14 protein-coding genes are annotated in these 14286 nt (G+C 69.9%); 8 read left to right on the forward strand and 6 right to left on the reverse strand.

Going from position 1 to position 14286, the window contains the following annotated elements:
* Positions 1-61 precede the first annotated feature (61 nt).
* From AC07C1_RS35905 to AC07C1_RS35915, 3 genes are all read right to left on the reverse strand, one after another.
* Positions 62-499, reverse strand: coding sequence for a DUF5994 family protein (locus AC07C1_RS35905; RefSeq protein WP_478946035.1), 438 nt, complete (start codon positions 497-499; stop codon positions 62-64).
* A 34-nt stretch (positions 500-533) separates the two neighbouring features.
* On the reverse strand, positions 534-1535 hold the full coding sequence (locus AC07C1_RS35910; protein ID WP_478946036.1) for an acyl-CoA desaturase: 1002 nt from the start codon (positions 1533-1535) through the stop codon (positions 534-536).
* Between the two features lie 171 nt (positions 1536-1706).
* Positions 1707-2003 (reverse strand): hypothetical protein, encoded by a 297-nt coding sequence (locus AC07C1_RS35915; RefSeq protein WP_478946038.1) that lies wholly within the window; start codon positions 2001-2003, stop codon positions 1707-1709.
* Between the two features lie 581 nt (positions 2004-2584).
* Here AC07C1_RS35915 and AC07C1_RS35920 point away from each other — a divergent pair.
* The gene (locus tag AC07C1_RS35920; RefSeq protein WP_478946040.1) at positions 2585-3175 is read left to right on the forward strand and encodes a DUF5994 family protein; all 591 of its coding nucleotides are present in this window, start codon (positions 2585-2587) and stop codon (positions 3173-3175) included.
* 255 nt (positions 3176-3430) lie between these two features.
* Here the strand turns inward: AC07C1_RS35920 and AC07C1_RS35925 are convergent, their stop codons facing one another.
* Both AC07C1_RS35925 and AC07C1_RS35930 read right to left on the reverse strand, forming a co-directional pair.
* Positions 3431-4405 (reverse strand): magnesium transporter CorA family protein, encoded by a 975-nt coding sequence (locus AC07C1_RS35925; RefSeq protein WP_478946042.1) that lies wholly within the window; start codon positions 4403-4405, stop codon positions 3431-3433.
* A gap of 139 nt (positions 4406-4544) precedes the next feature.
* Complete coding sequence (locus tag AC07C1_RS35930) at positions 4545-5075, reverse strand: DUF5994 family protein (RefSeq protein ID WP_478946044.1); 531 nt, start codon at positions 5073-5075, stop codon at positions 4545-4547.
* 276 nt (positions 5076-5351) lie between these two features.
* On the opposite strand from AC07C1_RS35930, the gene AC07C1_RS35935 reads away from it, so the two are divergent.
* The 6 genes from AC07C1_RS35935 (at position 5352) to AC07C1_RS35960 (ending at position 12537) form a co-directional block, all read left to right on the forward strand.
* Complete coding sequence (locus tag AC07C1_RS35935; RefSeq protein ID WP_478946046.1) at positions 5352-5912, forward strand: DUF5994 family protein; 561 nt, start codon at positions 5352-5354, stop codon at positions 5910-5912.
* Between the two features lie 4 nt (positions 5913-5916).
* Positions 5917-6141: a hypothetical protein gene (locus AC07C1_RS35940; RefSeq protein ID WP_478946047.1), complete on the forward strand. Its 225-nt coding sequence runs from the start codon at positions 5917-5919 to the stop codon at positions 6139-6141.
* A gap of 931 nt (positions 6142-7072) precedes the next feature.
* The gene (locus tag AC07C1_RS35945; RefSeq protein WP_478946049.1) at positions 7073-7597 is read left to right on the forward strand and encodes a PadR family transcriptional regulator; all 525 of its coding nucleotides are present in this window, start codon (positions 7073-7075) and stop codon (positions 7595-7597) included.
* Positions 7594-8286, forward strand: coding sequence for an ABC transporter ATP-binding protein (locus tag AC07C1_RS35950; RefSeq protein WP_478946051.1), 693 nt, complete (start codon positions 7594-7596; stop codon positions 8284-8286). Before AC07C1_RS35945 ends, AC07C1_RS35950 begins: the two co-directional genes overlap by 4 nt.
* Positions 8283-10628 (forward strand): ABC transporter permease, encoded by a 2346-nt coding sequence (locus AC07C1_RS35955; RefSeq protein WP_478946053.1) that lies wholly within the window; start codon positions 8283-8285, stop codon positions 10626-10628. The genes AC07C1_RS35950 and AC07C1_RS35955 overlap by 4 nt, the downstream gene beginning before the upstream one ends.
* Before the next feature lie 223 nt (positions 10629-10851).
* Positions 10852-12537, forward strand: a complete 1686-nt coding sequence (locus AC07C1_RS35960) for a ribonuclease J (protein ID WP_478946055.1) — start codon at positions 10852-10854, stop codon at positions 12535-12537.
* 336 nt (positions 12538-12873) lie between these two features.
* On the opposite strand, the gene AC07C1_RS35965 is transcribed toward AC07C1_RS35960, so the two are convergent.
* Positions 12874-13362, reverse strand: coding sequence for a GNAT family N-acetyltransferase (locus AC07C1_RS35965; RefSeq protein ID WP_478946057.1), 489 nt, complete (start codon positions 13360-13362; stop codon positions 12874-12876).
* A 312-nt stretch (positions 13363-13674) separates the two neighbouring features.
* Between AC07C1_RS35965 and AC07C1_RS35970 the strand changes: the two genes are divergently transcribed.
* Entirely contained in the window at positions 13675-14268 is a 594-nt protein-coding gene (locus AC07C1_RS35970) for a cytochrome ubiquinol oxidase subunit I (RefSeq protein WP_478946059.1), read from the forward strand.
* The last annotated feature ends 18 nt before the right edge of the window (positions 14269-14286 follow it).

The raw sequence follows: 14286 nt of genomic DNA on the forward strand, positions 1-14286 counted from the left end.
CACAATGCCCCCGGGCCCACGCACGGGCTGGGCGGACCCGCGAGTGGTCCGACTGCCACCGTCAGCGGACGGCAACTCCCGGCCCCATGCTGTCCTTCACAGCGGTGGCCATACTCTCCATGAGCCGCCCCGCCTCCACGTCCGTGGCAGCGGGCGGCACCACCAGCAGGTCCCACCGGCCGCGGCCGGGCGCCAACAGACAGACGGTGGACGGGGAGCGCTGGGTGGTCGTCCGGCGCAGACGTACCACCTGGTTGGCGACGAGCAGCCGGCCCGGGAACGGGGACCATACGGCCTCGTCCACGAGGGCACTGGTGACCTGCCCCCAGGCGTGCGGCATTCCGGCCAGGAGTCTGGGCAGTTCGGCCACCAGATCGGGCGAGCGGGGCCACCACGCGCCGTCGATGCGCCGGGGCATGTGCCCCTGTCCCGGCTGGGACACCAGGCGCAGGCGGACGGCGGACGACGAGGAGAGCGGGGGCGGTGGGGCGAGTGTCATCGTGAACTCCTGAAGGGAATGCGGTCGCTCGGGTTCACACGCGGCGGGCGGCGACACGGTCCGGGGTTGGCCAGCGCACGTCCCTGACCCACCCGAGGCGTTCGAAGAGGCGAATCACGGCGGCGGACGGGTCGAGCTGGCCGCGGTCGACGCCGTGCCGGGCGCAGGTGGGGTCGGCGTGGTGCAGGTTGTGCCAGCTCTCGCCGAACGAGAGCAGGGCCAGGGGCCACAGGTTGGTGGCGCGGTCGTGGCGACGGGTGTGGAACGGGCGCTCACCGATCACATGGCAGAGGGAGTTCACGCTCCACGTGACGTGGTGGAGTAGGGCGATGCGGACAAGTCCCGCCCACAGCAGGGCAGTCAGTGCGGACACCCAGCTGCCGCCGATCAGCCACCCAGCGGTGAAGGGCAGGGCAAGGGTGAGCACACACAGGGCCGGGAAGGCCCGGGACACGGCCCGGATGTCACGGTCGGCCAGCAGATCGGGAGCGTAGCGCTCTGCGGATGTGGGGTCGTTGCGGAACAGCCAGCCGACGTGGGCATCCAGCAGTCCCCGCAACTGGCCGCATGCAGACGTGCCGTAGCGATACGGAGAGTGAGGGTCGCCCGGCCGGTCGGTGAAGGCGTGATGGCGGCGATGGATGGCGACCCAGCCGATCACGTCCCCCTGGAAACTCATGGATCCGGCCACCGCGAGCGCGGTGCGCAGCGGCCGTACGGCCCGGTAGCTGCCGTGGGTCAGGCCACGGTGGAAGCCGACCGTGACGCCGAGGCCCGTGACGGTGTAGAGCACCGCGGCGAGCAGGACATCGACGGGATGGATCAGGCGCCCCCACAGCAGCCGGACGGCCAGACCGAGTGCCAGGAACGGGAGAAGGACGATCAACGCCGTGATCGCCAGGGACAGCCGCTCGCTGCCGGTGCGCCTGGCAGCCGTTCCCTCGCGCGGGAAGGCCGCCCTCCCGTCGTACTCCGGGGACGGCGGGGCGCCTTCCGGCGGGACGGCGGACGGGGAGCGGAGGATATGGAGAGGCATGCGCAGTCCTTGACTTCGGTGACGACAGTGCGGCCGGGGTCTTGGGCTGCGCCTCTTCGACGTGGGTGCGTAAGGGCATCGCTGAGAGCGGATGCGAGTCGCACAGACGGTGGATACGGGAGCTACAGGGGCTTGGGCTGGTGAGGACGTGGAGAGTGGGCGGCGGGGCCGTCAGGCGGTCTCGCCCTGGTGGGTGCGATCGGCGGGCGGTCTGCTGGAGTCGAGCCAGGAGCCGAGCGAACCGGCGCCGCGAGAGGCGTCCAGTGTGAGGTGCAGCCGCGTCCCGGTTCCCGAGGGGCCGGGATAGCTGCGCTGTTCATCGCCGGCGAACAGCAGCCGGAGCGCGTCCGCGACGCGTCGGGCCGCTTCGGGGTCCGCGGAGACCAGGCGGACCTCCACCCGGTCCTGCCCGCTCGGCTCGCGCTCGGCTTCGGGACGGGGTGGGCGGTGCGGGGCTTCGGATGTCATAGGGCGGAACCTGGCCCGGACCTGATCGGCCCACATCTCTCTTGCGACGAGGACGAAACCGGTCCGGACACCGGCGTACGACGTGCCCTCGACGTTTTCAGCTTACTCCTGCCGTTCCGGACAACCGCTCCGGCACATCTGAGTGGTGCGCCGCCGAGTCACCGGCCGGCCCCCGATGATGGGTTGACCGGGCGGTCGATCATGAACAGCTCTCCGGACGACGAAGTGACTCGGCGGCCAGTCACACCGTTGACCTTGCCGTGTGGCAGGCCGGGAATCCCGCTGAGACAGACCGGCTGCGACGCCGCAGGTGGGCGGCGGAGCCGTCAGGCCGCTCTGGTGGGGACCGGTGGGCGGCCCCTGGCGCTCGGCTTGTGCAGCCAGACCGGTCTGACTGCGACGGCCCCTGGTTCCCCTCGGCCCGCTCCTGCCGGTACGACGGCCACCGCGGCGAGTGGCGGAAGGAGTACGGTGGAGGCACCGAGGGCATTTCGCACACCGGCTTCCACGCCGGGTCGTTCTCGGTGAGAGATGAAACCCGGGCCGTAACCCCAGGGGCGGCCCGGAGACGGGTCCGCATCATGACCGCGACCTTCGAAGCAACCCTGCCGCGGACCGCACCCCTCGCAGACCCCCCTCCCGCCCGCCTCGTACTGAAGACGGACGGCCCCTCCCGTGGACTCCTGGACGGCGCCTGGTGGCCGCGCTCGCGCGACCTGCTGCGCGAACTACCCGCACTGACCGACGCGCTGGACCCCGTCTGGGGCCGCATCACCCGTATCGCCGTCAACCCCGAGCACTGGCCGGTCATCCCGCGCAAGGTGCCCGTCAACGGCCATGTCGTGAAGGTCGGCTGGTTCACGCCGGAGATCGACCCGCACAAGCTGCTGCTGCTCTCCTACGGCACCGGACGCTGGGATCTGCTCGTCATCCCACCCGAGACCGGGGCGCAGTCGGCGGCCCGCCTGATGGCGGCCGCATCCGACTACGACGGCCCGCCGCTGACCGCGAGCGCACTCATCGCCGCGGATCGAGCCGGGCGCGCAGTCTCCACGGCCGACCGACCACTCGATCCGGACGAGGCTTGGGAGTACGAGGGCGGTACCTGCGTGGCGCCCGCAGCGGTACCGGCAAAGGCCGGTGACGTCAGCCGCCTGATCATCGGCATGTGAGACAGCCGTCATGAACCCCTTCTTCACGACGGTCGGCCGCTGCACGTGAACGGCGAAGAGAGCGACGGGGCCGTAGCCGCTACCCGTTGGGCGCTCCGAGGAGCTGGGCCGGCATGGTGGCGCCTTGTTCGTCGACACCCGTGGCGGGGTGTCCTGCGTCACTGGCACACAGCCCGAAGTCCTGGGAGCCGTTTGGGAGCCGACTTCTGGAACCGGCTCCCACCTGTCTGCCGACGGGCGCGCAGGAGCGTGTGGTCAGAGCCAGTCCCAGTGCCTGAAAGCGAAGTACAGCGTCAGTGAGACGACGACGATGACGGCGCTGGACACGATGAATCCAGACTGATGTGCGAAGCCGGGGTAGGGAAGGTTCTGTCCGTAGAAGCCGGTGATCGCCGTGGGCACGGCGATGATCGCGGCCCAGCTCGTCACCTTCTTCATGATCAGGTTCATCCGGTTCGCCTGCACCGACAAGTTGGTCTCCATCACCGAGGCCACCAGATCCCGCAGCGACTCCGTCCACTCGCCGGCGCGCAGCACGTGGTCGTACACGTCTCGGTAGTACGGCAGCAAGGGCCCGTCGACCACGTCGAGGTCGGGGCGCATGAGGGCGTTGACGACCTCCCGCATGGGCAGGACCACGCGGCGGAGCCGGACCAGTGATTTCCGCAGGGCGTAGGACTGGCGCTGTACGGTCTGGATCTGCCGACCGCCTTCGGCGAAGAGCAGATCGTCCAGTTCCTCGATACGTTCGTCGAGTCGCCGTACCGCGGCGAAGTGCCCGTCGACGACATGGTCGAGCAGGCCGTGGAGCAGGAAGGCGACCCCGTGCGCTGCCAGATCCGGGGTGCGGTCCCAGCGGGCGACCAGCTCGTCGAGGGCGAACGCGGCGTCCTTGCGGACCGTGATCAGCGCTTGCGGCGTGAGGATGACCGCGAGCTCGCTCATCGTCAGTCCCGCGCCGTCCGGATCGACGGCGACCGCGTAGACGCTGAGGAAGTGATGGGTGCGGTAGGTGTCGAGTTTCGCCCGCTGCCCCTCGTGCAGCGCGTCCTCGAGGGCCAGCTCGTGCAGACCGAGTTCCTCGCCGACCGCCGTGAACTCGGCGCGGTCCGGGCGGTACAGGTCCAACCACACGGTCGTGGACGGGTCCGCCAGATGCCGGGAGATGTCCCGGACCGGGAAGTCCTCCTCGACCAGGGAGCCGTCGCGGTACAGCCGGGTACGGGCCATGTCGCGCACCCTAACGGCACCGGCGGAGCTTCGGCGGACACCACTACCGGGCATCCACTCCGACGGGCGGCACCACCTCGATCGCCTTGAAGGCACCGCCCGGCACGCACAGCCCCACGGGCGCCCGGAGCTCCAGAAGTCATTCCTCGGGCTCGTGGCGTTCCTCGCCGCTCCGAGGGCCCTCCACGGGGACCGTGTATGCCTGATGGGTGCCGGTGTCGATGAGGATCTGTGCGGCCTCGGTGACGTTGGCGGCCCGGACAGCCCTGGCCATCGCGGCACGGGCGGCCTCGACTGTCGCGTGCGGCGGGACCACGAGAAGGGAGAAGTGGTCCTGGTCGCCCCGAGTGATCAGGACCGTGTCGTCACCCACCGGAAAGGAGTCGATACGGACGACCTGGTCGCCGATCACCAGGCGCGTGGGAAGTTCATCCCAAGCGGTGGCATCCAGACCGACGCGCGTGATGGGGCCGAGGTGCACGGTCAGCGCGTGGACGAGATCGGGCAGCTCAGCACCGATGTCGCGGGAACGCGGCCACCACGCACCGTCGAGGTTGCCTTCCCGGGATCGTGTCGTCTCCAGCCGCAGGAGGACCGTCCCGGGTTTCGCGGCCCGATGGATCGCGTCCGGCAGAAGACCGGGAGCGCGAGGGGTATCGGATTCGTTCATGGCGTGTCCGCCTGTCCGCGGGAAACGGTGCCGCCGCCGAACGCGGGACCTCGTCCTCCCACCGTAAGCCGTGCCCCGCCGCAGCAGCTGCGCCGACGGTTCCGGGCCTCGTTGCCTATCGGTGAAATGCCTGCTCACGCGCACGTCCCGGGACCTCCGCGACGGCGTAGAGTGAAAGCACCGGGAGTACTTCGCACACCGGCCGCCGTGTCGGTGTCGTTCTCGGCGAGCAACAACACCGGCCTTCGTGAGGAGGCTCGGGGACAGGTCCGCGTCATGACCGCGACCATCGAACCCACGATCGTTCAAGAGCGCCTGCTGTCGGTGCCGGCCCGGCTGTCTCTGGCCCCGACCGGCTCGGCTCCAGGTCTCCTGGACGGTGCCTGGTGGCCCCGCTCCCGTGATCTTCTGCGCGAGATCCCCACTCTCACAGACGCGCTGGACGCGTGCTGGGGCCGGATCACCCACGTCACCGTGAACCCGACCCACTGGCCCGTCATCCCGCGCAAGGTCCCCGTCACGGGGCACACGGTGCGTGTCGGCTGGTTCGCCGCCGAGCAGGACCCGAACAAGGTGATCCTCCTCTCGTACACGGTGGGCCGCCTGGACCTGCTGGTGATCCCTCCGGAGACAGACCCGGCCGCCGCCGCCCGGCTGATGGCAGCGGCAACCGTTCCGAGAGGTGTCCGCACCGCCAGCGGTCTGATGGCCGACGAGGCCATCAGCCACGACGCGACAGATACTCAGAGCCGGGAAGAGGAATGGGAGACCGACGGCGGAGCCGCCTCGACGGCGGGAGCCGCGATCGGGATCTTCACCTCCGCCCTGAGGAGGTGAAGACGTGGAGACGGCCGTCACCGTCGCCGTGATCCTCTTCGTGATCATCGCGGGCATGTTCCTGATCCACCGGCTCAACGCGCAGCACGCCGAAAGGATCGGGGCGTTCCACTACAGCGATGCCCTACCGGGAATCCGTCGGCGGACCCGTAAGAGCCCACGTGCCACCGTGCCGAACGGCCCTCCTGCCGACACCACACGCCGTGAGCACCGAGAGGGGAGCCGCTGATGACGCAACCTGCTTCCAGCCAGGGGTGGGTGTGGGGCGGCGGCCGTCACACCCACCGGCTCAGGGCTGCGGCTGGCCGCATGACGGCCATTTCCTGCCATATGACCGAAATGGGATCCTGGGCATACCCTGGTGAATGGGCCGGTGCACTCTCACGTGCAACGACCCGGAAGGGCGGCCCCGGTGTGTATACGCCGGGGCCGTTGCGTCAGCGCCACATGCCACGGAGAGAAGGTGGTGATCCACTCGGCCGATCTTCGCGAGTGACGAAGCTGAGACGAACGCCGACCCGCAGGGCCGAGAGATGAGTCCGCCGTGCACGTTGACGGCGGACAACGTGTTGCCCGCCGCTGACGCCCGGAGGCTGACGGGGTGCGGTTTCTTCTGCTGCTCATCGTGGCGGTTGCGCTCAGCGTCATGGGGACGCTCGCCAGGGGTCGAGAACGGCGCGCCGGAGCACACCAAGACCGCGTCGAACACCACACACCAGGGCCGTCCCCGAACACAGAAACCCCCGCCGGAGCCGGCCGACGGGGGTCCCTCACCTCTCACCCTGCTATCACAGGCGTGTCACCGACTGCGTCGACGCACCTGGACCACAACGACCTGACCTGCAAAAACGCTCCTGCCCGAGACCAGCTGGACCCCACAAGACGCCAACTACAACCTGTGCCATGTGGTACCCAGTGAGGGACCCAAGATCAGGACCGGAGCGTCTTCTGGTCCGTCAAAGCGGTATTGCAGGGGGTTCGTCGGTGTCTCACTCACGCCCCAGGCCCTCTCACGTATCACGGACGCCCCTATAACGGGGGGACGCTGGATGCCGCCCTAGTGGAGGCTCCCCTCCCTCACCTGCACTGCCATACGGCCCGCCACGAGCTATACACTCGGTGTATACATGCGGCGTATACACGGTGTGTATAGTGTGCTCATGTCCATCGGTCACACCCTTTTGGGGCTCCTGGAGTCCGGCCCGCGACACGGTTACGACCTGAAGCGGGCCTTCGACGAGACGTTCGGTCACGACCGGCCGCTGCACTACGGCCAGGTCTACTCGACGATGTCCCGGCTGCTGAAGAACGGCCTCGTCGAGGTCGACGGGATGGAGGCCGGCGGCGGCCCGGAGCGCAAGCGCTACGCGATCACCGACGCCGGCGTCACCGACGTGGAGCAGTGGCTCGCGACCCCGCAGAAGCCGGAGGAGTACCTCCAGTCGGCCCTCTACACGAAAGTCGTCCTCGCGCTGCTCACCCACCGGGACGCCGCCCACATCCTCGACACCCAACGCTCCGAGCACCTGCGCAGCATGCGCATCCTGACCGACCGCAAGCGCAAGGGCGATCTGGCGGACCAGCTGATCTGCGACCACGCCCTCTTCCACCTGGAGGCGGACCTGCGCTGGCTGGAGCTGACCGCCGCCCGACTCGACAAACTCCGTGAGGCTGTGGCCCGATGACGACTTCTCCCCCTGGTTCCCTGCTCACCGCGCAGGACCTGCGCAAGACCTACGGGCACACCCACGCCCTCGACGGCGCCGAGTTCTCCATCCACCCCGGTGAGGTCGTCGCCGTCATGGGCCCCTCCGGCTCCGGCAAGTCGACGCTGCTGCACTGCCTCGCGGGCATCCTGCCGCCCGACTCCGGGTCGATCACCTACAACGGGCGTGAAGTGACGGCGATGAGCGACGGCCGGCGCAGCGCGCTGCGCCGCTCCGAGTTCGGCTTCGTGTTCCAGTTCGGGCAGCTTGTGCCGGAACTGACCTGCGTGGAGAACGTCGCCCTGCCGCTCAGGCTGAACGGCCGCCCCCGCAAGGAGGCCGAGCGGGCCGCGCTCGGCTGGATGGAACGCCTGGAGGTCGACGACCTGAAGGGCAAGCGGCCCGGCGAGGTCTCCGGCGGCCAGGGCCAGCGCGTCGCCGTGGCCCGCGCCCTGGTCACCGGACCCCGGGTGCTGTTCGCCGACGAACCGACCGGCGCGCTCGACTCCTACAACGGCGAGCGGGTGATGGAACTGCTCACCGACGCGGCCCGCTCCACCAACGCCGCCGTCGTCCTCGTCACCCACGAGGCACGGGTGGCCGCCCACTCCGACCGCGAGATCGTCGTACGCGACGGCAAGTCCCGCGACATGGAGCGCGCCGTATGAGTCCGCGGCTGTGGGCCAGAGACCTGGCCATGGGAGCCCGGTTCGCCGTCACCGGCGGCCGCGAGGGCTGGGTCCGAATGACGCTGACAGCGGTCGGCGTCGGCCTCGGTGTGGCCCTGCTCCTGTTGTGCACCGCGATGCCCAACGTGTTCGCCTCCCGCAGCAAGGTGGAGGACGCCCGCTACGCCAACGTGTACTCCCAGACGGTCCCGCCCAAGGCCGACAACACCCTCCTGATCGCCGACGCCGACACCACCTGGCACGACGACGACATCCAGGGCCGGTTCGTCGAACCCGAGGGCAGGCGGGCGCCGCTGCCCCCGGGGGTCGACCGCTTCCCGGGCAAGGGCGAGATGGTGGTCTCCCCCGCGCTCAAGGACCTGCTGGACTCGGCCGACGCGAAACTGCTGCGGGAGCGCCTGCCGTACAAGATCACCGGCACGATCGGCGAGAGCGGGCTGATCGGCTCGCACGAACTGGCTTACTACGCGGGCGCCTCGGGGTTGAAGGTCACGGGCTCCTCCCTGGTGACGCGGCTGGCCAGGTTCGGCAGACCGGACGCGACGCCCGAGAAGACCGACCCGGTGCTGCTGCTCATGGTCCTGGTCGTGTTCGTGGTGCTGCTGACGCCGGTCGCCGTGTTCATCGCCGCCGCCGTCCGCTTCGGCGGCGAACGCCGCGACCGCCGCCTCGCCGCGCTGCGCCTGGTCGGCTCCGACCGGGGAATGACCCGGCGGATCGCGGCGGGCGAGGCGCTGGCCGGAGCCCTGCTCGGCCTGGCCGTGGGCACCGGCTTCTTCTTGCTCGGCCGCCAGAAGCTGGGCGCCGGCGAGTTGCTGGGCGTGAGCGTCTGGCCCAGCTACCTCGACCCCGCTCCCGCGCTTGCCGCGCTGGTCGCGGTGGCGGTGCCGGTCGCCGCGGTGCTGGTCACGCTGCTCGCGATGCGCGGCGTGGTCGTCGAGCCCCTCGGTGTCGTGCGCGCGGCCAAGCAGAGCCGCCGCCGGCTGTGGTGGCGGCTGCTGCCGCCTCTGGCCGGCCTCGCGATGCTCTACCCGATGATCGGCCAAGGACACAAGAACGGAAACTTCAACCAGTACCTCGTCATCGGCGGCGTCCTGATGTTGCTGATCGGCATCACCGCCCTGCTGCCCTGGGTCGTGGAGGCGGTCGTCGTCCGGCTCGGCAAGGGCTCGCTGTCCTGGCAGCTGGCCGTGCGCCGGCTGCAGCTGAGTAGCGGCACTGCCGCCCGCATGGTCAACGGCATCGCCGTGGCGGTGGCCGGGGCCATCGCGCTGCAGATGCTCTTCACGGGAACGCAGAGCCAGTACACCGAGATCACCGGCAAGGACCCCAGCCGGGTCCAGATGCAGGTCGACTTCAGCGGCCCCAAGCCGCTGTCCGGCATCGAGCGCGTATTCACCGGCACCAAGGGGGTCCGGGCCGCGGTGGCCCTGGCCCGCTCCCAGTACGGGGACTCACGTCGCGACCCGGAGAACAGCAACGGCCTGACCGTGGGTAACTGCGCCGCCCTGCGCGAACTCGCCACATTGCCCTCCTGCAAAGACGGTGACGTGTTCATCACGCGAACGCGGAGCGGCTACTCGGACCCCGGCAACGCATCCGAGATCGCCCTGGTGAAGCCCGGTCGGCAGCTCTACATCGACCCGTCGTACGAGGGCGCCGAACGCGGCCTCGAGGTGCCCTGGACCGTTCCGGCGAACATTCGGGAGGTGAACGCGCGCAAGGACTCACTGCAGGACTACACCAGTCTGCTGGTCACCCCCGCCGCCCTGCCCCACAAGGCCGCGCCCGCGGTGTTCTCGGACGGTGTCTACCTGCGTCTGGACCCCTCGGTGCCGGACTCGCGGGAGTACATACGCAACGTCGCCGCCCGCATCGACCCCCTGGCACAAACCTTCGGCTGGTCGGCGTCCCAGGAGGACGTCAAGTACACCTCCATCCGCACCGGCCTGTTCGTCGGCTCGGCCTTCGTGCTGGCACTGATCGGCGCGAGTCTGCTGGTCTCCCAGCTGGAGCAGCTGCGCGAGCGCAGGAAGCTGCTCTCCGCGCTGGTCGCCTTCGGCACCCGGCGCCGCACGCTGAGCCTGTCGGTGCTGTGGCAGACGGCCCTCCCGGTCGGACTCGGTCTCGTACTGGCCACGACGGTGGGCGTCACCCTCGGCGCGGTACTGCTGAAGATGACACGTACACCGGTGACCATGGACTGGGCGAGCGTGCTCACCATGACCGGCGTGGGCGCGGCCGTGGTCGGCATGGTCACACTGCTCAGCCTGCCGCCGCTGCTGCGCATGATGCGCCCAGCGGGCCTGCGCACGGAATAACCCCTCACAGATCCCATGAAGTGGGCTCCTCCTGCCAGGAGGAGCCCACCCCTGCACGCAGGCAAGCCCGGTCGGCGTCGATTCAGCGGGCGTGAGTGCGTGCCCGGGCCGGCCGCCGGCGTGATCCGATCGTCCACCCACTGCGGACGCCCCGCTCCGTCGGCAAGAAGAGATCACACAGGCAATGGATCACCCCGTCCCGCTCTCCGGGTACCGTCAGGGTATGAGTCATCCGCACCCCGAGCTGAAAGCCGCCCCGCCCCTTCCGGAAGGAGGGCTGCGGGTCATCGCCCTCGGCGGCCTAGGTGAGATCGGCCGCAACATGACCGTCTTCGAGCACGCGGGCAAGCTGCTCATCGTCGACTGCGGCGTGCTGTTCCCCGAGGAGACCCAGCCCGGTGTGGACCTGATCCTGCCGGACTTCACCTCGATCCGGGAACGGCTGGACGACATCGTGGCCGTGGTACTCACCCACGGCCACGAGGACCACATCGGCGGCGTGCCGTACCTGCTGCGCGAGCGGTCCGACATTCCCGTCGTCGGCTCCAAGCTGACGCTGGCGTTCCTGGAGGCCAAGCTCAAGGAACACGGCATCCGGCCGCGCACGGTGCGGGTACGGGAGGGCGACCGGCGCGGCTTCGGGCCCTTCGACTGCGAGTTCGTGGCGGTCAACCACTCCATTCCCGACAGCCTCGCGGTCGCGATCCGCACCCGGGCCGGGATGGTGCTGCACACCGGCGACTTCAAGATGGACCAGTTCCCTCTCGACGACCGCATCACCGATCTGCGCGCCTTCGCCCGCCTCGGCGAGGAGGGCGTGGACCTGTTCCTCACCGACTCCACCAACGCCGAAGTCCCCGGCTTCACCACCTCCGAGCGTGAGCTGAACCCGGCGATCGAGCAGGTGATGCGCACCGCGCCGCGCCGGGTCATCGTCTCCAGCTTCGCCAGCCATGTGCACCGCATCCAGCAGGTCCTGGACGCCGCCCACCAGCACGGCCGCAAGGTCGCCTTCGTCGGCCGGTCGATGGTCCGCAACATGGGCATCGCCCGTGACCTGGGCTATCTGAAGGTCCCCTCCGGTCTGGTCGTGAGCACGAAGGAGCTGGAGAAGCTTCCCGACCACAAGATCGCTCTGGTATGCACCGGCTCCCAGGGCGAGCCGATGGCCGCGCTGTCACGGATGGCCAACCGCGACCACATGATCCGCATCGGCAAGGGCGACACCGTCCTGCTCGCCAGCTCCCTCATCCCCGGCAACGAGAACGCCATCTACCGGGTGATCAACGGACTCACCCGGTGGGGCGCCCACGTGGTCCACAAGGGCAACGCCAAGGTGCACGTCTCGGGGCATGCCAGCGCCGGCGAACTCGTCTACTGCTACAACATCGTCAAGCCTCGCAACGTCATGCCCGTGCACGGCGAATGGCGCCACCTTCGGGCCAACGGCGACCTCGCCATCCGTACCGGTGTCGACCCCGACCGGGTCCTCATCGCCGAGGACGGCGTCGTCGTGGACCTGGTCGACGGGCGCGCGTCCATCACCGGCAAGGTCCCCGCCGGCAACGTCTACGTGGACGGCATGGAAGTCGGCGGTGCCACCGAAGCGTCCCTCAAGGACCGCCTCACCCTCGCCGCCGAAGGCGTGGTCACGGTGGTGGCGATCGTCGACGCGGACACCGGCGCCCTCGCCGAGGCCCCCGACTTCCTGGCCCGGGGCTTCGTCCACGACGACGCCACCTTCGAGCCGGTCATCCCCGTCATCGAGAAGACCCTGGCCACCGCGGCCGAGGAAGGCGTCGGGGACGCGCGCCAACTCGAACAACTCGTCGCCCGCGCCGTGGCGAACTGGGCGTTCCGCACCCACCGCCGCCAGCCCCTCATCATCCCCGTCATCATCGACGCCTGAGCCACAGCCCGGCCGCACGGTCCCGGTTCCGGCCGCGGCCCCGCCGGCGTCGGCCGCCGCGGTGACCGCCGCCGCCGACGGCGCACACATGCGGTCCGGGTTGGTCGACACTCTCCGGGCCGTCGTGGCACGAGCTGACCCGGCGACCGCGAACGGGAGATCGCCGGTCGCCGTCGGCCAGGGCTGGAACGAACACGGAGAACGCCGAACGCTGGTCCTCACCGAGTCCACGGTGAGGACCAGCCAGGCGGGCCCTCGACAAGATCGGAGCGGGTGACCGCGTCCGGAGCGCGAACCCCGCTCAGCCGACGGTGCCCCGCCGACCGGCACACCGCGTCATTCCGAAGGAATGCGAAACTCGAATTCGGGACGGTCCCACGGCACGGCGGGCGGGTTCGCGAACGCGGTCCCCGTCCGCACCGCACCAACCCGGTGGTAGAAGCCCTCGGCGGGAAGATGCGACACGACCCTGAGACGGTCGAGCCCGGCGGCCCGGGCCTCGGACTGCATGTGCGCGACGAGCAGCCGTCCAATACCCCGTCCTTGCGCTTCGTCGGCGACGAACAGCAGATCGAGCTCCGGTGGCGCGAGAACGAGCGAGTAGAACCCGAGAACCCGGCCTCCATGCTCGTCGGCGCCGACGGCTACGAAGGCGCGGTGGGCCTCGATGTAATCAGGACCGACCCGGTAGCCCGCGACTGCGGCTGCGTACTTACCCTCGTAGGCGCCTGAGCCACGCACGAGCCGCGTGAGCCGTTTGGCATCCCGCGCGACGGCCCTCCGTATCGTGATCGGCTGGCTGATCGGGGAAGTGCGTGAACTCATCGGGAGAGTATTTCGCACCGGGGAGTGCCTTCGCGCGGCGGGTCGACTGCTCGGGCAGGCGTTCCTGCACGGCTCCCGGGAACCGCTCGCCCCAGGCCCCGATCGGCCACGTCACTGCCGCCGAATCGGCCGCCCGCCCGCACAGTCATCTTCCGCCCCCTACTCCGTAGGCGTCCGTACGGGGCAAGGGGCCGAAGCGGGCGTGGCGGCCGGGGCGGACGGCGGCGTGGCGCTGTCCGGGACCGGGCCCACTGCGGGCGGCCAGGGCGTCGGCGACGGCGCCGGTGGTGAAGGCGTAGACGGTCTTGTGGCGTGTACCGCACCGGCTCCCACGTCCCGCTGACCATCGGCGGCGTCGCGGGGCAGGACGGACTGAAGTACGGCCTGGAGATCCCCGACGGTCTCTCCCTGCTGGTCGGATACCGGACGGGCACGGTCGTCAAGGGACTGGACACGGTGCCCCGCCGCCAGTGGCCCGCCGTCACCGGGGTCCATTGGGCCTTCGACCTCATGGTCGCCGTCGGCTTCTTCCTGCTGGCCCTCGGCCTGTGGCTGCTCCTGGCGTGGTGGCGCACCCGGCGCGCCGGCGGTGACCTGCTCGACCGGCGTGGGAGCCGTCTGCTCCTGGTGCTCGTCGCGCTCGCCGGGCCGGCGTCCGTGGTGGCCCTGGAGAGCGGCTGGAGCGTCACCGAACTGGGCCGGCAGCCGTGGATCGTCTGGGGTGTGATGAGCGTACGGGACGCCGTCAACCCTGCGCCCGGCCTGATGGCGGGCCTGTGGCTGGTGCTGGTGGTGTACGCCGCGATGACCGTCGCCACGGTGTACGTGCTGCGCCGCCTGGCACGCGCAACGGCCGTTCCAGCGGCACCGCAGGAAGCGGACGTGCGGAGTTATCCCGTGGTCTGACGAGACAGCGTGAGGACT

This window comes from Streptomyces sp. NPDC045022 (assembly GCF_056432605.1).